The sequence below is a fragment of the Bradyrhizobium sp. GW821-FHT13H05 genome (assembly GCF_058804065.1).
In genome coordinates, this window is the sequence record NZ_JBXAPO010000011.1 from 87,697 (window position 1) to 107,731 (window position 20,035).

Annotated in this window: 19 protein-coding genes and 1 tRNA gene; 5 read left to right on the forward strand and 15 right to left on the reverse strand. The window is 62.8% G+C overall.

All coding sequences use genetic code 11. The annotated features are described in order from the left end of the window. Positions 1 to 551: 551 nt before the first annotated feature. Positions 552 to 680 (forward strand): hypothetical protein, encoded by a 129-nt coding sequence (locus AC1RR3_RS27750; protein ID WP_492826616.1) that lies wholly within the window; start codon positions 552 to 554, stop codon positions 678 to 680. A 28-nt stretch (positions 681 to 708) separates the two neighbouring features. On the opposite strand, the gene AC1RR3_RS27755 is transcribed toward AC1RR3_RS27750, so the two are convergent. Then, positions 709 to 939, reverse strand: a complete 231-nt coding sequence (locus tag AC1RR3_RS27755; protein ID WP_492826804.1) for a hypothetical protein — start codon at positions 937 to 939, stop codon at positions 709 to 711. Between the two features lie 210 nt (positions 940 to 1,149). Between AC1RR3_RS27755 and AC1RR3_RS27760 the strand changes: the two genes are divergently transcribed. Continuing rightward, complete coding sequence (locus AC1RR3_RS27760; protein ID WP_492826618.1) at positions 1,150 to 1,728, forward strand: TIGR00645 family protein; 579 nt, start codon at positions 1,150 to 1,152, stop codon at positions 1,726 to 1,728. Then, the gene (locus AC1RR3_RS27765; RefSeq protein ID WP_492826620.1) at positions 1,718 to 2,212 is read left to right on the forward strand and encodes a GNAT family N-acetyltransferase; all 495 of its coding nucleotides are present in this window, start codon (positions 1,718 to 1,720) and stop codon (positions 2,210 to 2,212) included. The genes AC1RR3_RS27760 and AC1RR3_RS27765 overlap by 11 nt, the downstream gene beginning before the upstream one ends. An 18-nt stretch (positions 2,213 to 2,230) precedes the next feature. Here the strand turns inward: AC1RR3_RS27765 and AC1RR3_RS27770 are convergent, their stop codons facing one another. Continuing rightward, positions 2,231 to 2,548 carry a DUF1476 domain-containing protein gene (locus AC1RR3_RS27770; RefSeq protein ID WP_492826622.1) on the reverse strand — a complete coding sequence of 106 codons (318 nt, stop codon included), beginning with the start codon at positions 2,546 to 2,548 and terminating at the stop codon, positions 2,231 to 2,233. A 244-nt stretch (positions 2,549 to 2,792) separates the two neighbouring features. Here AC1RR3_RS27770 and AC1RR3_RS27775 point away from each other — a divergent pair, with 244 nt between their 5' ends. Next, the gene (locus tag AC1RR3_RS27775; RefSeq protein ID WP_492826624.1) at positions 2,793 to 3,017 is read left to right on the forward strand and encodes a hypothetical protein; all 225 of its coding nucleotides are present in this window, start codon (positions 2,793 to 2,795) and stop codon (positions 3,015 to 3,017) included. Between the two features lie 46 nt (positions 3,018 to 3,063). Here the strand turns inward: AC1RR3_RS27775 and AC1RR3_RS27780 are convergent, their stop codons facing one another. From AC1RR3_RS27780 to AC1RR3_RS27810, 7 genes are all read right to left on the reverse strand, one after another. Next, the gene (locus AC1RR3_RS27780; RefSeq protein ID WP_492826626.1) at positions 3,064 to 3,255 is read right to left on the reverse strand and encodes a hypothetical protein; all 192 of its coding nucleotides are present in this window, start codon (positions 3,253 to 3,255) and stop codon (positions 3,064 to 3,066) included. Positions 3,256 to 3,371: 116 nt separating this feature from the next. After that, on the reverse strand, positions 3,372 to 4,019 hold the full coding sequence (locus tag AC1RR3_RS27785; protein ID WP_492826628.1) for a DJ-1/PfpI family protein: 648 nt from the start codon (positions 4,017 to 4,019) through the stop codon (positions 3,372 to 3,374). 29 nt (positions 4,020 to 4,048) lie between these two features. Continuing rightward, positions 4,049 to 6,250, reverse strand: a complete 2,202-nt coding sequence (locus AC1RR3_RS27790; protein WP_492826630.1) for a multicopper oxidase family protein — start codon at positions 6,248 to 6,250, stop codon at positions 4,049 to 4,051. Further along, the gene (locus AC1RR3_RS27795) at positions 6,247 to 7,371 is read right to left on the reverse strand and encodes an NAD(P)/FAD-dependent oxidoreductase (protein WP_492826632.1); all 1,125 of its coding nucleotides are present in this window, start codon (positions 7,369 to 7,371) and stop codon (positions 6,247 to 6,249) included. The genes AC1RR3_RS27790 and AC1RR3_RS27795 overlap by 4 nt, the downstream gene beginning before the upstream one ends. Positions 7,372 to 7,373: 2 nt before the next feature. Beyond that, positions 7,374 to 7,790 carry a hypothetical protein gene (locus AC1RR3_RS27800; RefSeq protein ID WP_492826634.1) on the reverse strand — a complete coding sequence of 139 codons (417 nt, stop codon included), beginning with the start codon at positions 7,788 to 7,790 and terminating at the stop codon, positions 7,374 to 7,376. After that, complete coding sequence (locus tag AC1RR3_RS27805) at positions 7,787 to 10,051, reverse strand: LodA/GoxA family CTQ-dependent oxidase (protein ID WP_492826636.1); 2,265 nt, start codon at positions 10,049 to 10,051, stop codon at positions 7,787 to 7,789. The genes AC1RR3_RS27800 and AC1RR3_RS27805 overlap by 4 nt, the downstream gene beginning before the upstream one ends. A gap of 47 nt (positions 10,052 to 10,098) precedes the next feature. Continuing rightward, on the reverse strand, positions 10,099 to 12,207 hold the full coding sequence (locus AC1RR3_RS27810) for a tyrosinase family protein (RefSeq protein ID WP_492826638.1): 2,109 nt from the start codon (positions 12,205 to 12,207) through the stop codon (positions 10,099 to 10,101). A 212-nt stretch (positions 12,208 to 12,419) separates the two neighbouring features. Between AC1RR3_RS27810 and AC1RR3_RS27815 the strand changes: the two genes are divergently transcribed. Beyond that, positions 12,420 to 13,946, forward strand: a complete 1,527-nt coding sequence (locus AC1RR3_RS27815) for an alpha/beta hydrolase (protein WP_492826640.1) — start codon at positions 12,420 to 12,422, stop codon at positions 13,944 to 13,946. Between the two features lie 285 nt (positions 13,947 to 14,231). Here the strand turns inward: AC1RR3_RS27815 and AC1RR3_RS27820 are convergent, their stop codons facing one another. The 6 genes from AC1RR3_RS27820 to ilvD all read right to left on the reverse strand — a co-directional run bounded on the left by AC1RR3_RS27820 (position 14,232) and on the right by ilvD (position 19,881). After that, complete coding sequence (locus AC1RR3_RS27820; RefSeq protein ID WP_492826642.1) at positions 14,232 to 14,975, reverse strand: DUF7168 domain-containing protein; 744 nt, start codon at positions 14,973 to 14,975, stop codon at positions 14,232 to 14,234. A gap of 188 nt (positions 14,976 to 15,163) precedes the next feature. Further along, positions 15,164 to 16,321, reverse strand: coding sequence for a hypothetical protein (locus AC1RR3_RS27825; protein ID WP_492826644.1), 1,158 nt, complete (start codon positions 16,319 to 16,321; stop codon positions 15,164 to 15,166). A 177-nt stretch (positions 16,322 to 16,498) separates the two neighbouring features. Beyond that, positions 16,499 to 16,783, reverse strand: coding sequence for a hypothetical protein (locus AC1RR3_RS27830; RefSeq protein WP_492826646.1), 285 nt, complete (start codon positions 16,781 to 16,783; stop codon positions 16,499 to 16,501). A 201-nt stretch (positions 16,784 to 16,984) separates the two neighbouring features. Next, a tRNA-Ser gene (locus AC1RR3_RS27835) sits at positions 16,985 to 17,074 on the reverse strand. A gap of 290 nt (positions 17,075 to 17,364) precedes the next feature. Next, positions 17,365 to 17,688, reverse strand: coding sequence for a hypothetical protein (locus AC1RR3_RS27840; RefSeq protein WP_492826806.1), 324 nt, complete (start codon positions 17,686 to 17,688; stop codon positions 17,365 to 17,367). A gap of 342 nt (positions 17,689 to 18,030) precedes the next feature. Next, complete coding sequence (gene ilvD, locus AC1RR3_RS27845) at positions 18,031 to 19,881, reverse strand: dihydroxy-acid dehydratase (RefSeq protein ID WP_492826648.1); 1,851 nt, start codon at positions 19,879 to 19,881, stop codon at positions 18,031 to 18,033. Between the last annotated feature and the right edge of the window lie 154 nt (positions 19,882 to 20,035).

The window sequence follows — 20,035 nt, forward strand, 5'->3', positions numbered from 1 at the left end:
CCTCACTCCACCCCCATTGTCGCGACAATCACTGGAATTCTTTTGACTGTGCAAGGCCGCACGCGTTCTCTCGGATGCAAGGGCAGGATTTGGAATTTAACGATGATCGAGACGGTTTCGGCACTGATGGGTCTGGTAAGCGCGGGGATCTTCCTGGCCCATGCTTTTGAAGGTTACCGTACGAGGGCCTGAGGGCACTCGCGCGGCGGCAAGCATCACCTCTTTCAAGGCGGCACGTTCGGACAATTTTAATCGATCCGACCGAGCATCGAAAACGAGAGCGGCAGGTGTCCCATGCGCAAACATGACCTCGTATCCGATGGTTTCCTGGCGTTGACCGCCGGCGGCTTGGTTCTTCTCTGCTCGAGCCTCGTGGCACTGGCCTTCGGCTGAACACCACCACCACCACTTTCCTTATTTCTAACCACAACTACACCGCGATGCAGCATGCGATCCGATTTGGATTGCCGTGCTCCCATTTAGTTGATTGAATTTCTGCATTCGACGCCTCGACTCATTTCAAGAGGCCCTCACCAACGAAGGTGACGCAAATGCTTGCCGAGAAGTTCTTTCTTGTTCTGGAGTCGCTGATCCGCGGCGACCGCACCTATCCCGACGGAAGCCCCCGGGTCATCAGCACCTCCCCGCACGTGCCTGTGAATCTGCCAGGCCAGAAATAGACGACGTCCCGGCACGCCCGTCACGCGATCAGCGTAAGCCCAACAGCGAGCGACGATAGAAGCCGTCGCGGGCCTCGCTCAGGCAGACGAAGCTGCCATCAAAGCCCTGGCCGTATCGCTTCTGACCCTTGCCGTAATAGACGCCCTTGCTGAAATCCAGCCAGACCACCCGGTCATGCGGACAATGGCGCTGCGCCTGCGCCTCGTAGCGAAACGGCGTCAGCGGCGTCGCCGACACTTCGCCGGCGCCGAGCATCATCGCTGCGGCGAGCGCGATCCTCACCTGCCAATTGCCAAAGCCGCTCCGCACGTCCCGCCCCCGATCCGGGCCGTCGCGCGACGGCCACGGCCCACGCTAGCACGAAACCGCACCATCCCTGGAAGCCGGCAAGCGCACCTCGCGTCTTCCGCCAGCCATCTTGTCGGGTTACATGAAGTCTAGATCATTGCGCGCGAGGATGCTGCCTGAATGTCGGTTGAGCCCGCACCAACCACCGAAGCCCGCCCGCCCTCGCCCCGACTCGGCCTGCTGCCGATGATCATCTTCGGCTCGCGCTGGCTGCAACTGCCGCTCTATCTTGGCTTGATCGTGGCGCAATGCGTCTACATCGTGCTGTTCCTCAAGGAGCTCTGGCACCTGTCCTGGCACGCGATCGATCTCACCGAGCAGCAGATCATGATGAGCGTGCTGGCGCTGATCGACGTCGTGATGATCTCCAACCTGCTCGTGATGGTCATCGTCGGCGGCTACGAGACGTTCGTCTCGCGGCTCGACCTCCAGGGTCATCCCGACGAGCCGGAATGGCTCGGCCACGTCAATGCGAGCGTGCTGAAGATCAAGCTCGCCATGGCCATCATCGGCATCTCGTCGATCGCGCTGCTGCGCACTTTCATCGAGGCCGGCAATCTCGGCTCGAACCGCGCCGGCTTCACCGAGACTGGCGTGATGTGGCAGGTGCTGATCCACCTCACCTTCATCGTCTCGGCGCTAGGTATCGCCTATGTCGACAAGCTCAGCGATTCCGGAATGCGCAAACATGCCGAGTGAAGGCCGCCCGCTCACCGCCGATGATGAGGTGTCTTTCCGGGCGGCATGCCGGGAGGATGCTGAAACGGTGTTCGACGTCACCAGAGCCTCGATCGCGGGGCTGGCGCAGGGGCGCTATACGCCGGCGCAGATCGAGAACTGGATGGGCGAGCGGACACCCCAATTCTATGAGGAGCTTATCGCCAGGGGGCGAATGACCGTCTGCCTTCGCAACGGCGTCCTGGTCGGCTTCGTCGACGCCGAGCCCGGCGAGGTCACCCGATTGTTCGTCCTGCCCGAGGCCGCCGGCTCCGGGCTCGGCCATCGACTGCTCGACATCGGTGTCGCCCAGGCGCGCCTGGGTCATAGCGGGCCGATCCGCCTGGAAGCCACGATCAACGCGGAAGCCTTCTACCGGCGATACGGCTTCAGAAGCACGGGCAGAGGACAATTCTCTCACGGCCTCGGCGGCGAGCCTATCGAGATCGTCTACATGGAGCTGTGAGCCCCGACCGCGTGCCGCTCAGGTTTTTGTCCCGAGCTGCTGCACGGCCTGATGCAGGCATTCCTGGAACTTCCGGGCGACCTGCTCGCGCGACACACCCCTTGTGGCGAGATCGCCCGAGACCCTGCCCACGACATCGTCGATCGTTTGGCGCTCCAGATTATCCGTCACCAGCGCCGTTGCGTAGCTCGCCGCGGCATCGCCGCTGAGGCCGAGCTGTTCGGCGGCCCAGAGCCCGAGCAGCTTGTTGGTCCGGGCCGTGGCCTTGAACATGAGCTCCTCGTCGTGGGCGAATTTGGCCTCAAAGCCCTGCTCGCGCTTGTCGAACGTGGTCATGGTCAGCTCCATTGCGTTGCGCTGATGGGATCGGACTTGCTGGGAGCGAACGTCTCCGTAATTCACGTCAGTTGAGGATCATTTGAATCTTCGGGCGGAAGGCAAACGCCGTCAAGCCTGCCGCTCGCGGCAGGCTTGGTGAGTTCACGCCAGCTCTGCGCCAGCCAACTCGGCTAAGAGGGGTATTTACTATTCGTTAAGTAGACTCAGCGCCGCATAACGAGGGGACATCGAGAACTGACTCATGAACAGAGAGCTGCGCGAGTTTCGACGGCTTGAACGCGTCTGCCTGGAGCAGGCCGCCCTCGCCACCATGGACCTTGCCCGAAGCGGATTGCTTAAGGTCGCCCATGATTGCCGCCTCGCGGCCGAAGCGATCGAGGCACAATCGCCCCGTGGCGCCCTCGCGGGCGCCGTGCAGGCGCTCAAGCTGGCGCTGGGCGCGACGCGGGTATCAAACCGGCACTAGGCCAGCCGGAAGATCGTTTGAAGGTTGGCGCACCGAACCAAATCGGTTAGCCCTTGGCCTCCGCGGCTTCGCGCGCGAGCCGCTCGGCCCTCAGCCGCTCCTTGTTGGCGTAAAACGCCTTCTGCGCCTCTTCATGATCGCGCATGGCCTTTTCGGCCTCGATCCGGCGTACCGCATCGCGCGCCTGGCGCTGTTCGGGGGTCAGGGGTTTGCGTCGGAAGGAAAGGTCTTCAGTCATGACAAGACAACGCCGGCGTCGCCACAAAGTTCCATGCATTGAGCCGGTAGACCAGCACCGCGCTGACACCCAGAAATATCAACGGGTTAGCGATTCGCTCGCCGGTCGATCTGACCCTATTGCTTCGGTCCCGGAGGGCTGACGCCAATGAGCGGACATTTCGGCGTTGGCGGAATCGCGCTGCGGACAGGCGGGTCCGGATAATATTGGGTGTTCTGCTGGACCTCGCGGGCCAGCTCCGTGCCGCCGAGCAGCGTGATCAACATCAGGGCCTCATCGAGGCCTGCCGAAATTCCACCTCCCGTGAGGCGATTGCGATCCAGCACGAAACGCGGGTGACCGTCGGCAACCTTCACCTTTGGAAAGTGCAACGGGAAGCATTCGAGGAAGGCCCAGTGGGTCGTCGCGAAGTGGCCGTCGAGCAGGCCCGAGCCCGCGAGCAGCATCGCTCCCTCGCAGACCGAGCACATGTATCTCGCCCCCGCGGCCTGCTTGACCAGAAAATGGAAGTAGGTCTGGTGCGGGTCGTTGATGATCTCGGTAAGCGCGGGCGGGTCGCCGCCCGGGACCCAGACGGCATCATACTGAGTGCATTCGGCAAACGACTTCTTGACCTCGAACGGAAATCCCCGGCCGCGAAATCGTTTCAATCCCGGCTTGGCGGCGATGATTTCGACATCGAAATTCGCCCAGTCGAACATCTCGAACGGGCCGGCGACGTCGAGCATGTCGACGCCGTCGTAGACGGGGATTCCGATCTTCATCGCGTGCACTCTTCCCGCTCTGGCCGCACTCAATGTTTGTGACCTGCCGGCATAGCTGCCGGCGTGGCCGTCGGCCTGGCATGACGCATGCCCGCCATCCCCAAGCCGCCGCCCGGCGCGTTGAGATCGGGAACGATCTCGATGTTGGCCATCATGCCGGCGTCCTCGTGATCGAGGATATGGCAATGCAGGACGTACTCGCCGATGTAACGGTCGTACCGCGTCCTGACCCGGATCTGATAGTTGTTCTCGACGATGATGGTGTCGCGGAACGTGTGCCACATGCCGCAATACTGGTTCGCCAGTTGTTGCTTGTCGGCATACACGATGTCAGGTTTGCAGGTGCCGTCGGGATTGTAGATCGATATCTGCTGACCATTGGCGTTGGTGGTGACGACGTCGATCACCTGGAACGGATTGACGTGGATATGGAAGATATGCGGCTCGCCTTGCGCGCTGAGCAGCCAGTCGTCCGTCGTGTTGACCTCGCGCGTGAAGTTCACCACGTCGGGATCATAAGACTTGTTGTTGACCGTGAAGGCCGGGAAATTGATCGCGAAGGCAGCCTGCTGCTCCTGGCTGCCGGCAGCCGGCGGAGCTAGGTTTTCGAACGGTGCCCACGGCCGCAAATCGCCGTCACGCAGTCCGGCGCGGACGGCGTCTGGCAGTGTTGGATTGGCATCGTAAAGCGCCTTGCCGACATAGGCCTGCAAATCGCCGGTCACGGGCTGGCCTCCGCGCACATGGACGTAAGCCAGCAATTGCGGCGTCGAGGGGCCCTGCCCGCCGCCGCCGTTGGAGACGCGCTCGGCCCGCGGTGCGGCCTGGTTGAGCAGGCAGTAGTCGCCGTCCGAAGGAAACACGACGAGGACGTCGCTACGATAGCCGGGCTGCATGTAGTTCGATTCAAGCACGCCGCCGACTTGCGAGGCGTGCACAGTCCGCATTTTGGTCCGGGTCAGACCATCGGTCGCAATCTCGAATTGGGGGATCAGCGTCGAGGGCGAGGCGTTGCAGGCGGCCAGAAGATCAGCCTTCTGCTGTTGACGATTGCCGCTCAGCGCCGAAGTCGCGATCAGATTCGTCGCGCCAACCGGGGTCGCACGCACCAGCTGAATGTTGACCGTGTCGTGGATGCCGGCATGCACGAAGCGCCAGCGCTGGATCTCGCCGGCCGGTACGGTGAGCGTCGGCTGCACGATGCCATTGACGCTGGTGAAGCGACCATTGGTGTCCCAGATCGTGGAGGAGTCCAGTTGCAGGCCGAAATTCTCGACGACGCCCGGACTGACCGGATTGCCGTTGCTCGGCAGCGGGCACGTCCACGGTGCGTTGGCGACATTTGGCTGACTGTTGGCGTTGTAGAGCCCTTGCGTGGTGTAGATCTGCTGCCACGGGCCGCCCGCCTGGTTCGGCTGGTTCTGGAAGCAGGCATAGGCAATCTGCTGGAACAGGAAGAGCTGCTCCTTCAGCGGCGTGCCGTTGTCGTCATGCAGCACCGTGTCGATATCGGCGATCGGCTTGGGGTTCTGCAGTGTCGGCGGCGTATAGGGTCGCTCGCCCTTGACGACCAGCACGCCTGAGGCGCCGCTCGCGACCTGCACGGCTGTCGAGCCGTGGCGGTGCGCGTGATACCAGAACGTCCCCGCCGGATGGTCGTTCGGGATGTTGATCTCGTAGGGAAACTTGGTCTGCGGCGCGATGTTGAGCAGGACGTTGTCGCTATTGCCGGCAGGCGAGACGTGCAGGCCGTGCGTATGGAGGTTGGTGGTATTGAAGCAGCCGACCAGGGCCGGCAAGCCGAGCCCCGCCGGAGGATTCGGCAGACAGCTCGGATCATCTTTTGTGAGCTGGTTGATCAGATCGACACGCAGTGTATCGCCCGGCTTGACGAAGATCGCGGGACCGGATTTGCAGCCGCCATAGGAGCGCAGCTCGACCGGATCGAGGCCGCCCGGTTGCGGATCCGTCGGATCGGGATTGTTGATAAAGAAGCGGCCGCGCACAAAGTTCAACACGACGGAGACGATCGAGCCGCTGCGCGCGATTGACCCTTGCGGCCGGCAGCCGCCGACGGCGGGCGCCACGGCGGCCTCCAGTCGCACCACATCGCCCTGCCCGGACAGCGTCGGCGGCGGCTCGAAAGCACGGGGCGCCGGTGCCGCGAATGCGGAAACGCCCGGTCCGAGCGCGGCGATGACAAGACCAATTCGCGCAAAGCTCTTCATCATGGTGCTCGCCCTATTGTTCCAGGAGACTGCTCAAGGAGTTGCGTGAAGACATGTCGGCGCCGCCAGAACGGCCGATCGGCCCAGCGCGAAACGCTGCCGTAATGCTCGCCCAGCGTCGTTGCGTAGACCGCCGCTTCGCGCGCGACCCACGAATCGTAGCGATCGAGGGAGACGCCGTCTCCGAGCACAAGGCAGTCGCTGGCGGCATAGGCGGCAAACACGCCCGAGCGCATCGCCTTGACGACGCCATGGCCGGAGATCGGATCGAAAGCGCTTGCGGCATCGCCTGCGCAAAGGAAACGGAAGCCTGTCGCATTTGCAGCGGTTCGGCCGCCGGCGGGGATCAGGCGTGGTTGCTCGAGTTGAACGATCTTGCTTGCGACCGCCGAGACGAATTGCGTCTTCGCCAGCGTCGCACGCCAACCGTCCGGCGTGTTTAGCTTGAGGCCGCGGGCGAGATCGGAATCCGTCATGCAGGCAAAGGCGCGCCTGCCCTCGCCCAGCGCCATCGAGTACCACCAACCATCTTCAAAGGCCTCGACAAGCAGCTCCGGTGCCGCCGGTCCTGCTGTTACGGCCTCGGCGTAGGCCGCAATCAGGCGGTCCTGGGCCTTCGCCCGAAAGCCCTGGCGATCGGCGAGCGCGCGGGCGCGGCCCGTCGCATCGATGACCAGTCGGGCCGAATGGCTGTTGCCGTCGTCGCAGGCGACCGACCAGCCGTCCGCCTCGCGTTCGAGATGCGAGACCTTCGCATCGACGCGCTCGGCCGCGCGGCAGGCCTCCTTGGCGATCCAGCCGTCGAACGCGGCGCGGTCAACGCGCCATGACGGCCCGCGCGCCTCGAGCAGAAATTCGCTCGACGTCAGGCCAGCCTCGTCCCACGAGGTGAGCGTCCGATGCGACGGCGCAAAGTCCTGCGCCAGAAAGGCGGGCCACAGACCGAGCTGACGCAATACCGGCTGGACCAACGGCGACAACACCTCGCCTCTTGCTAGTCCTCGGCCTTGGCCTTCCGGCGCGATCACCGCCACCCGAAGCTCTGGCGCACGCATCGCAAGCGCGCGGGAAGCGGCCGCGCCGGCCGGCCCTGCGCCTGCAATGATGATGTCGAACGCGGCCAAGGTCAGTCGGCCCGGACGGCGTAGAACGACGCCACCACGCCGGCCGGTGCCACCGTGCCCGGCGAGCCGCCGCTGTGCGGGATGGTGCGGATCACCGAGCCGACGATGGCCGGGCGCTGGTCGACACCATTGGGCCAAGCCGGCACCAGTGAGCCCCAATAATCGTAGATCCATTCCTCACCGCTGACGACGCCGGTGCCCTGGAAGCGCACCTGCATCGGCGAGCCGTAGGCGCGCGATCCCTTCAGGGCGAGCGACCAGCCGGGGCCGCCGATCGTCCCGGCCAGGAGTTGCATCGGCGCCGCGACGATCTCGATCGTGCCGCGACCGAATTCGAGATTGTTGAAGACGGTGTTGACATCGGGATCGTTGAGCAGGCTGCGATAGGTCCACTGTCCGACGAAGGGATTGTCGCTCATGATGCCTCGCTTTTGGGGTCGGCGGTTCGCTCGACGCTGATGTACTTGTAAGTGAGGTCGTCGGCCGACTTGGCGCCCGGCTGATAGGGATTTCGCACGATGAAACCGAGCCGCGCCCACTCGGTGACCATCTTGAGGTCGCCGACCGGCGTCTGCGGGACGCCACGGCTCCACGTGGTCCAGACGTAGCTGGGGCCTCCGTTCGAGATCGAGGCGATCTCGAACGACTGCAACGGCCGATGCGCCGGCCACCAAAGGGTGGTCCAGGTCTTCTCGTCACGGCGCAACCGCTCGTCATTGTCGCTGTCCGGCCAGATGTTATTCCAGTCGGCATAGGTGATGTTGATCGGCTGGGTGGTGCATTCATTGAAATCGGACTGCCAGGGCAGGCCCATATATTTGGTGAGATCGCCCGGCTGCAGGCCGGTCTCGAAATCGTTGTCCTGGCTGAGCGGCGACTCCACGTTGAAGGTCGGGTCGGCGATCACGCTGCCTCCAGACTGATTGGCCTGGGCGGCGCTCTGGAGAAAATCCGAGACGCTGCGATCGGCGTTGATGCGATACGGTGCCCAGTAGATCGATGGATTACGCATCACCCAGCCGAGCTCCGCGCCCGGACAAAAGGCTCCGCCCAGCACGTTGCTCAGCACGCCGCGGTCGAGCTCGAGACCGGTTTTCGGCGGCGTCTTCGGGTAAGGCTCGAACGGCGAGTAGTGGGCGGGCAGCCAGCCCTCCTCCTTCTCATTGATGAACCAGCCGCGCGCCCATTGGCCAAGGATGAAGAGCTGGTACTCGGTGAGATGAAGGAACTTCGACGGCGTCGCGTTGGTCAGCGGATTGTCGCCGCACAGCAAAGGCATCAGCGGCAGCGAATGGACCCGTGACGACGCGCGGTCCTGCACCTGGAACGAGTTGGCCTCGCCGGCACGACGCAACAGATCGAACAGGAAGCGGCGCATCGGTCCGTAGGGATCGTCGGCCTTGGTGTGGTGCGCTGGACCTGCGACCGCCGCCACCGCCATGACCGCCTCGCCCTGGCTCGCATCACGCAGCGGCGCTTCCGACGGTGTCTCGGTTTCCGTCGGCCGCGCGGCCCGCCGCGGTGTCTGCGAGAGCTTGTTGGGATCGAACGTGCCGCGCTGCGCCTGGTCGTGCGGATAGTTCGATTGCTGAAGGATGTCGTTCAGATAGCGAAACTCATCCGGCCGGAACAGGATCGGCCAGATGTCGCGATAGAACCACGGACGGTAATTGCGATTCCACGCGAGACGACCGGCCTGCCAGTGCCGCAGCGCCGCCTCGTCGCGAAACGGGATCTGCTGCGGGTCGTCGTAGGTGCCGAGGATGCCATAGATGCCGGTGTCGGTGGCGAACTCGCGTACATAGAGATCGTACAGCACCTCGTCCATCGTGATCATGTCGAGGATCTGCGGCGCGAAGCGCGGATAGCCGACCACCACCCAGGCCGGAAACTCGACGTCGACATAGCGGGTCTGGCCGACCTGTTTCGAATACATGATCAGCCGCGCCATCACCGGGCCGTCGGAGATATCGTCATACCAACCGTCGGTGTTGGCGTAGTCCTCGATCTTCGGACCAAAGCTGCCGCTGACGTCCATGCCCGAATTGCCGTGGCCGCCGAGCACGATCAGACGGCCCTTGTTGTCGGTCATCATCTCGCCGAGCGTGTCGATATCGAACGGCTGGAGTCCCTTGGGCGGAAACGTGGTGGCGTAGCCGCCGGGACCGCCGGAGCGATCGAAATGCGCACGACGGTTGGTGGACGCGTTCACGCTGCGCGGGCCGGGATCGATGATCAGGAGATCGCGGTCCTGGCCGGTGATGTCGGCATTGCGGCGCGCGCTACCGGGCGCATAGCCATGCTCGCCCTTGAGCTCGGTGAACGGGTACCAGGAGGCCTTCTTGTTCGCGACATAGACGCGCCATTGGATGTCGACCAGCACGCCGTGATTGCCGCCGCCTTCTATCGCGTCGCCGAGCGCCAGCGGCCGGCCTTCGGGGGACTCATCGTCATAGACGAAGATCTGGAAGCGCGCGGCTTGTCGCTTCACGCGCCCCTGCGCGTCCTTGAACGTCTTGACCGGAACCGGCGTGACACCGTCCGGACCATGCAAGGGATTGCCGAAACTGTCGCAGGCGAGCGGCAGCGCCGCGGGCGTCTCCGGTGCAAGGTAGAATTCGGTGCCGCTGTTGCCCAGGCGCGCAATGCCGATGCCCGGATGGATTCGATACGTCGCCATGACTTCCCCGCCACCTTCTCGATCCAAGACACTTGCCAGGAATTTGCTCAATCCAGGAAATTGATCGACACGCCTTCCAGCTTCAGAAGCTCCCTCTCCTCCTGGTAGTCACCGCCGATCACCACCAGCGTGATCTGCAGGGGCCCTTTCTTCTTGAACGCCTGCTTGGCGGCGGCCGTGACGTCGATCCGGTGATTGCGCGGCGCGTTGTGGCTGCGTCCGCGCAGGTCGAAACGTCGCGGCTGAGGTGGCGGAACATCGCAATGGCCGGGCCCGCCGTAGCAGGCGCCGTGTCCGAAGATCGAGATGTAGCCGGCGTAATGCGGATTGCCCTTGATCGGCGTCGAAGCGTCGGCGCCCGGCTCGTTCAGGAAGGCGCGCACGAAGCAGGAGCGCATCAATTGCGGCACCTGATGCAGGCGGATCTCCGCGCGTTTGAAATTGCGCGCTCCTTGCGGCACCGTGATCGGCTGCGACACGAAGCGGCTGACCGGGGCCTCTAAACCGACCGGCATGAAATGCGAGCTGCGGACGTATTCGTAGCCGAACGGCGCGATATCGAGCGTGTCGCGGATGGTGTAGTTCCACGGCGACAGCACGGAATCCAGATCCGCCGGCAGTGCATTCGGATTGAGCTTCTGCCACTCCCACCAGATGCGATCGATGTTGACGTGGATCGGCCAGAACACCGGGTCGTAGGACGCGGTCAGATTGCTGAACATGTCGCCGAGGCCCGGCTGCGAATAGAGATCGGAGCGGGCATGGAAGCGGCGGCCGCCGACCTGCGCAGCATCGTTGCGGCGGTTCGCGAGCGTCCGGACACGCTCGGTCGCAGCGCCCGGCTGCGGCGTCGCTCCCGTCGCGGTCGGACCATCCTTGCAGACATAGGCCGCCTGCCCGGCATCCGGATTCTGCCCGCCGGTCCAGATGTGCATGGTGTTGTGCGGGTTCTGGTCGAGGAAGCCGAACGCCGCGTCGTAGATGCTGCCGCCGCCGAAATCGCGGAAATTGTTGAGGCTCAGGATCTGGGCGATGTCGTCGGCCGAGGGATAGTGATAGTTGATGACCTGGTTGATCGTGCCGCCGCCGGCATATTCGGCAGGGTAGCGCAGCGGATACCAGAGCGAGTTCGACATCAGCAGCGCATCGATGAAGCGCTGTCGGTTGGCGTTCTTGGGATCGGGCGTAACGGCCGTATAACCGATCTTGCTGATGACGTAGCAGAAGAAGCCGTGCTGCGAGGTGAAGTACACGCGGTCGCTTGCGAGCGCGAGGAGCGCCTTCTTCTGAGCCGGCGTCGGTGCGGGATCGAGCGCGGCCAGCAGCGTCTCGGCCGCCTCCTCGGTGAGATAGGCCTTCATCGCGGTCGGGATGATGCGGCCCTTCTCCGGCTCCTCCGGCCGGTATTCCGGCATGGTGAAGTCCCAGTACGGCAGCATCAACCCCGGCTCGAAATCCTGGAGGTTCTGCTCGAACTCGTAGAGATAGGCACGGTGCCACGGCAGGAAGCGCTCCCACCCATGCTGACAATGGTTTTGATGGATCAGCGCCTGGTTGTTGTAGCTGCGCCGGTCCTCGGGCCAGCGATTGAGCGCATAGAGCTGCCGAAAGCCGCGGCGCAGGCGTTCGAGCTGCGGTTCGCTCATGCAGTCGATGTTCATGCGTCGCCGCGGCTCGCCGACGCCCGCGGCCGGCGAGTAGCCATCGGCGTCCACCGCAAATTCGGCAATCTCGCTGACCTTCACCGTCGCGGGCTTCGCCGGCTTGCCGGGCGAAAGCTCGACCGCAACGCTGGTCGCATCGTCAGGACAGCCGGCATCGATCCAGTCGGCGATGCGGTCGATGTCGGCAGGCGCAACTATGTGGCCGCCCCAAGGTAGCGCCGGGAACCGGCCGCCATCGAACGGCGCTTCGCCGCGCAATCCCTTGATCAGTCCGGATGCATCGCTGCGCGCATGCGGCGGAATGCAGCAGGCGTGGCCCTCCGGCACCGGCGCGACCATCTTGATGCCGAAGATCTCGGCCGCCTCCAGCGCCTGCGCGCCCTTGTCCCAAAACCGTCCAGCGCCACCATAATCAGCAGTGCTATCGCCAGCAGCTTCATCCAGGATCGCCTTCACGCGCGCGTAAGCGACGGTCAGTGCTTCGGTGTCCATTCCAGCCCCCGGGGCAAGCAAGACGAAGAAGGCGGGCGGAGACTAACCACAACTTTTGGGTGATGTCACGAAAACACGCACCTTAACGCCGAAGCGGGCGCGAATATTTTTGTCAGCTAGCGTGATCTATTTCATACGCCATCCATCCAGCGAGGAGCTCCTTGCCGAATGAGCCGAGCGCGGTCTTCCTTCGGCAAGACAGAGGTCACGTCATGAAGATTTCGCATTTTATCGCGTCCCTGCCGTTCCTGATCCTGTTCGCCTTCCAGCCGGACGCGCTCCTTGCTGCCGCCACGGGCCCGGATCAAAATGCGCTGGCGCAGAACATCTCGACGTTTGTCGAGGGCATCCGGACAGCGAACCTCGCCAAAGTGAGGTCCACGACGTCTCAAGGCTACCGGCCAGCCGATCAGCCCGAATACGCAATCCTTGCACGGCTGGGACAGGTGACAGACGTCGAAATTGGAGAAGAGCGACACCTCTCGAAACAAACCATCATCGCAGCAGACGTCCGACATGCCAACGGCGCCTCGTCCTGGAACTTCAGCATCCAGGATGGAAGCAGGATCCTGGCCGCCGAAATGACGAGCGCGGACGTCTATGGCGCCAAGACAGCGAATGCGCCTTCGAAGGTCACGACGAAACACTCCACCCGCTATCATCGTCGCTATTCCAGCGGGTATCAACGGCCGGTGGTGGTGCAGTCCTGTGAATCGGCTCCGAGCTCCTGCAATCAGGATTCCAGGCTGGTTGAGTTCTTCTATGCGACGGACCGGAACATCAAGATAACGAACAACGTGTCGACGCTTGATACCAATGCGCCACGCTCGGGCCTATTGACGTACGGCGTGGCCGGCGTTCGCATTCCGGAAGACCATGAACCGGGCAAGATCGAACTGCCCTCCGAGTGGCATTTTCTGAGCTTCGACTACAAATCGGCGACAGATGAACAGAAGCATTTCTCCATCAAGCGGCTCGCAGCAACGTCGTATGACGACTGGAGAGACCTGATCAAAAGGCAAGCCGATCAATCAGAAAACCGCGCCCTCATCTTCGTGCACGGCTTCAATACCGGATTCGAGGACGCGCTCTATCGAAACGCGCAGATCGTCTGGGATCTCCAGTATCAAGGCGTGTCGGTGCTCTTCTCCTGGAGTTCGAAGGGAAAGGTGCGCGATTATGGCTACGACCAGGACAGCGCAGATATCGCACAACCCGAGTTCGTCGAGCTGCTGACCAAACTGCATGAAAGCGGAATCGAGCACATCGACATCATCGCCCACAGCATGGGAAACCGCGTCGTGCTGCCGGCGCTCGATCAATTGGCGGCGCGATCCAATCCCGTGAGGGTACGACAGCTCGTCATGGCCGCGCCCGACGTTGCCCGCGACAAGTTCATGATTCAACTTCCGCTGGCCCAGAAGATTGTTGACGGAGCGACGCTGTACGCCTCATCCGCCGACAAGGCCCTGATCGCATCGGCCGAGCTGGCCGATTTCCCGAGAGCCGGGATGGTTGCCGCCAATGGTCCGGTTCTCCTGCCAAACCTGGACACGATCGACGTGACCGCGATCGGGGATGAGATTCTCGGATTGAACCACACGGTGTTTGCGACCAATCGCGCCGTGATGGACGACCTCAAGCTTCTCCTCATCAACGGGATGAAGCTGCCGCGACTGGCCCAGGTGCGGAAGTTCCCCGAACCTCCGCAGCCTGCGGCCTATTGGAAGTACCAGTGAGGCCTGGCCGCAGTGCCGAAGACGAGCGGTGCCCGATAATTTCATGAAATTTTCGGACACGACCGTCAAAAATGATCGAAACAACCCCATGCACAGTAGCGGATGCGTTTCGGATCAACGGCTTACGCGTGCAGCAAAGCCCATTTGACTCGTCGGGCAAAACAGGGGCATAATGCCATTATTCCGAAATCGATCGGCGCCTCGTCACTCGCCCACGGGACTCGCGGATTCGACGATCACGTTTCGTGATCCTCGGCTCCACCATCAATCGAAAGCCTGGTGCGTTCAGCTTCCTTTGGGCGTGGTCCTTGACTGCGCCTCGCCAAGTCCGGGATTGATGGCCAGCGACGCGCCGGCGGCGCCGCCGGCTTCATAGGCCGTCATCGACACCATCCGGCTGGTGCTGCGCTGGGTCCGCATCTTCAGGTCGAGCTTGTCGAATTCCGCATCGACCACCGAGGTCTTGAGGACCACCAGCCCGCGGCCGGTGGTTTCGTTGACCTGATCGCGACTGGCCTTGATCGCAACCAGCCTGTCCGCGATCGACGCCACCATCCCGAGCGCGAAGGAGGCATTGGCCAGATGCCGCTCCTGGTGCCGGAACCTGCTGTAGTCGACCGAGGTCTTGAAGCGGCCGAGCTCGGCGCGTACGGCGCCGTCGATCAACTCGGCCAGATAATGCGCGACCTCGACATCGGAGCCGAGACCGAAGAACACATAGCTATTGTCGCCGGCCTCATTCTTCTCGCGCCAGACCCGACAATCGCAGAAATGAGCAATCGCGCCGATGCAGTCGTCCAGGGGAATCCGCTTCTTGCGATGGGTCTCAAAGACCCTCCGTTCGCACGCCGACGCGCGCAGCTCGACATCGGAGAGCGACAGATCGTGGCGATCCAGCAGTTCGGCGACCTTGGCGGCGGCCGACAGCGCCTCGTCCTCGGTGCAGCCATTGGCGATCGTCTTGGCACGCAACGCCTGGATACGGAGCTTCAGCTTGTCGAGCGCGGGGGGATTGGATGTCTGATTCATCAATTACCTGCCCGGAAAAGCCCCGACCTATAGTGTGGCGGAAGGTGGGACGAAAGTTCGAACTCTAATCCACCACCATCTGACAGTTCGAACCCAGACCTAGAGAATCTTTTCCTAGCGCTGGTAGCGATATCGTTGTGGTCGCCGGGCGTGACGACAGAATGTGGTCAATCGACCACCTCGGCGGTTCAGTTGAGGGTTGCTTTCAGCCCAGGAAAATAGGTCGAGATGGGGGTGTCAACCGCATCCGCATTTTCGAGCGCGCGACGAACCTGAGAGGCGATTTCTGCACGATAAGTTTCGATTTTTGGCACAAGCGAGTAGATGTCGGTGGTGTCAAAAATTATCGTCCGCATTTGGTTCACGTCGAAAGGAATGCTGTCGCCGACACGCACGATCTGGACAAGGGGCAGCCTCATCATGTGCCGAATAGCAAGTTCATAGAAAACATTCGGATTGTGGAACGATAAATCAGCAATGACGAGTCGCGCACGAACGAGATATTCCAGGACCTGCTTCGTGATTACGCCAGGCTTATCGATAGCGTCAGCTCGGATCACCTTCAAACCAAAAGGCTCAAGTGCCGGCTCGACGAGCGAGCCCAAGAACAGATCGGAATGCTTCCGCTGCTCGGACCCGGCTGCACCAATCGGTGCGACATAGAAGCAGGTCGACTCGAAGTGAGCGTGCTCAGTTGTGATCAGCTCGCGCGGAGCTGCTTGATCCCCTTGGGGAGCTCGGATGATGCGCGGAGTGGTTTCGCTCGTGGAAGGCAGGCCATCAAGCGCAAGATCCGCTGACACTATTCGCTCCGCACCGGAAAGGGTTCTGAGCAACCCGACGAAGCGGAGATTCACGATGAATGTGTCGATCGCTTCTTCTGCCGCGTCATTCGAAACTTCGAACTCCTTTGCGGCATCAATGAGGGCAGCTTTCGCGGGAAGAGCCTTCCCGACGAAACGTGCATGAAGCTTCGAGAAGATCTCGATGTCGTCGATTGCGAGCTTGATCCGAGCGCGGGCCCTTTCTCTGATGGCGATTTCCGGGTCGACGGCGCGCAAGCCGTCGGGCGTCAGTTCAAGAATATCTGCAGCATAGCCGCCTTTGATCAGGCCATATCGACCAGCATTGGTGATCAACTGCCGGCTCGGACCGCTCTCCGGCGCTTTCTTGATGTGGTCGAAAAGCGTCAACCTTCGAACTGGCTGCCCGCTGCCAAATTCAAATATTTGAGATGCGAATTCGCATGCTTCCTCGAAAGGCGCGGCCGGGAAGGGCCGAACTGTGCGTTTACGCCGAGCTACCTCGGCTGCCAGCTTCTTTTCCGGATCATTCCCCTTCGCCATGAACAGTCTCCTCTCCGCCCCGAATCGATTGGCGACAGGATGGCACTCTTGATGCGTGTGGGGAGGCAATCGTTCGCTTATCCCGGCTATTCACAGAAGGCCGGTCGTGCGGTCGCCGAGGCGGGGCGCGCAATCGAAAGGAAAGGCGTACGGCTGTCGCCATGGAACGTTCGATAATCAGATGCGCGCGTTTATCCAGTCCCAGATCTCTTTCGAAAGCCAGCCTTGGTGCTGTCCGTTCACGAGCTTGGTGACCATCAACCTGTCGTCTGTATCCATGTGCTGCCGGATGTCGGAATCCAAGGTGTCTGCCGTTGATGCAGATTGGATAAACCAAACCGAGTCCAGGCCCCGGTCTTTGACATGGGGGTAGCGCGACAGGTGATCAATCAGATTCTGTCGAGCTTGGCTGTAGTTCGACTTCTGTTTATTCAAATCCCAGGTCACCAAGTAAACGCCCATCCGCAATCTCCTTGATTCGCGTCATGCGTTCAGGATGCCTACGCACTCGCATTAGGCGAACGCATTATGGAAGGTTAGCCTTGTTACCCACAGGCGGCCGTTATGATCCGGCCAAAACCGGACCGCCCTCCACGTCCTGCTAGGAACGGCCAAATGTATTGGCAGAATTGTCAGACCAATCAGCAGCTTATCAGGAGTTGCTGGCGGAAGGGGTGGGATTCGAACCCACGGTACCCTTGCGGGCACGCCGGTTTTCAAGACCGGTGCCTTAAACCACTCGGCCACCCTTCCAAAGCCGGAACTGCAAACCCGGAAAGGCTGTCGCTTAACGCAGTCGGCGGCGCATGGCAACGCGAAGTTGGCGCCCTGCCCCAAACCCCGATCTGTCAGGCGGGCGTCAGCCTGTTCCCCTAACCTGGATGTCTCGGCAATCCGGACACTGGCGACATCTCCCAGGGCGTCGCCGGTTGCGAGGCCCGGTTTGGATTCGCCTCCGTTTCCGGGCCTCGTTTGCTGCCATCAAAAGCAAAACGGCGCCCCGTGAGGAGCGCCGCCTGGAATTCGTCGTTGCTGCCTTGGGCTCAGTAGCCGCAGGACGCGCAGCCCGTCTGCACCGGGGCGTAATAGGAATAGCCGGGCGAAACCATCTCGGTGCGCTGGCGCGTGGCGTATTGCGGCGGGATGCGCTCGTACTGGACGCCCGGGGGCGCGACCATCACGGTCTGCGGCACCATCACGGTGCGGTACTGCGCCGGCGTGCGGTGCGCGACGGTTGCGCCGGGCGACACCATCACGGTCTCGTCGACGGTGCGGTATTGCGGCGCGACGTATTGCTGCTGGTAGCAGGTCTGGCACGGCGGCGGTGCGTAGCAATTGTAGCAGCCGGCCGACGCCGCCGACGTCATCGAAATCGCAGCGACGGCGGTGGAGAAAACAACAGCAAGCGTACGCGACATTATGTGGTGCCCCAGTTGCCCGAAATGGATTTGCGAAGGTCGACGCATCATACGCCGTAAAACCTTGCTGTGCCGAACTTCGTCGAGGCATCCTTAATGCGAACGCGGAAGAGCACGCGATCGATAAGGATTCATTGACCATGGAGGCGCCACACGGCCCTGAAGCCGTAGCCCGGATGGAGCGCAGCGCAATCCGGGAGCGCTCTCGCCTGGTCTCGAAACTACTGCCCCGGATTGCGCCAACGGGCGGCGCTTTGCGCCGACCATTGGCTCCATCCGGGCTACAGGATCCTACTTCGCGCGACGCTTCACCTCGCGCACTGCGCCGCGCGCGGCGCTGGTGGTGAGCGCAGCGTAAGCCTGCAGCGCGGTCGAGACGTTGCGCTTACGGCCGATCGCCTGCCAGGCGGTATCGCCCTTCGCCTCTTCGGCGGCGCGGCGCTTGGCGAGTTCCTCGTCGGAGACCTCCAAGGTGATGCTGCGGTTCGGGATGTCGATGGCGATGATATCGCCGGTGCGCACCAGACCAATGTTGCCGCCTTCGGCGGCTTCCGGCGACAGATGACCGATCGACAGGCCAGACGAGCCGCCGGAGAAGCGTCCGTCGGTGACGAGCGCGCAGGCTTTGCCGAGGCCCATCGATTTCAGATAGCTGGTCGGATACAGCATTTCCTGCATGCCCGGGCCGCCGCGCGGGCCTTCATAGATGATGACCACGACCTCGCCGGCCACGACCTTGCCGCCCAGAATGCCTTCGACGGCCGCGTCCTGGCTTTCGAACACGCGCGCGGGGCCGGAGAATTTCAGGATCGAGGCATCGACGCCGGCGGTCTTCACGATGCAGCCGTCCTGCGCGAGGTTGCCGTACAGCACGGCGAGACCGCCGTCCTTGCTGAAGGCGTGCTCGAGATTGCGCACGACGCCCTTCTCGCGGTCGGCATCGAGCTCGTCGTAGCGGCGCTCCTGGCTGAAGGCGACCTGGGTCGGGATGCCGCCGGGCGAGGCACGGAAGAAGGTACGCACCGACTCGCTCTTGGAGCGCTTGATGTCCCAGCGCTCCAGCGCGTCGTTCATGGTCGGCGCGTGCACGGTCGAGACCGACGTATCGATCAGGCCGGCGCGATCAAGCTCGCCCAGAATGCCCATGATGCCGCCGGCGCGATGCACGTCCTCGACATGCACGTCGGCGACTGACGGCGCGACCTTGCACAGCACGGGTACGCGGCGCGACAGGCGGTCGATGTCCTGCATGGTGAACTTGACCTCGCCTTCATGGGCGGCGGCGAGCAAATGCAGCACGGTGTTGGTCGATCCGCCCATCGCGATGTCGAGCGTCATCGCGTTCTCGAACGCCGTGAAATTCGCGATGTTGCGCGGCAGCACCGAAGCGTCGTCCTGCTCGTAGTAACGGCGCACGATATCGACGATGGTGTGGCCGGCCTCGACGAACAGGCGCTTGCGGTCGGCATGGGTCGCGACCACGGTGCCGTTGCCGGGCAGCGCAAGGCCGAGCGCCTCGGTCAGGCAATTCATGGAGTTGGCCGTGAACATGCCCGAGCAGGAGCCGCAGGTCGGGCACGCCGAGCGCTCGATCACCTTGACGTCCTCGTCGCTGACCTTGGAGTCGGCCGCGGCGACCATGGCGTCGATCAGGTCGACGGCCTTGGTCTTGCCCTGGAGCTTGACCTTGCCGGCTTCCATCGGGCCGCCCGAGACGAACACGGCGGGGATGTTGAGCCGCAGCGCGGCCATCAGCATGCCGGGCGTGATCTTGTCGCAGTTGGAGATGCAGACCATGCCGTCGGCGCAATGCGCGTTGACCATGTACTCGACGCTGTCGGCGATCAGCTCGCGCGACGGCAGGCTGTAGAGCATGCCGTCATGGCCCATGGCGATGCCGTCATCGACCGCGATGGTGTTGAACTCTTTCGCCACGCCGCCGGCCTGCTCGATCTCGCGGGCGACCAGCTGGCCAAGGTCCTTGAGGTGGACGTGGCCGGGCACGAACTGGGTGAAGGAATTGACGACCGCGATGATCGGCTTGCCGAAATCGCCGTCCTTCATGCCCGTCGCGCGCCAGAGGCCGCGGGCGCCCGCCATGTTGCGGCCGTGGGTGGTGGTGCGGGAGCGATAGGCTGGCATGGCGGTTTCCGTCCTCGGTTTGGGCAGCCGGGCGGGAAAATATGGAAGCCGCCTCAGGCCTTTCCGGCCGGATAGCGCACGGGGTGGGCTGGCGCAACGGGAACTTGGACCGGACAGGGCTCCCCTGCCCCTGGCGCAGGCTCTCTCGCCTTTC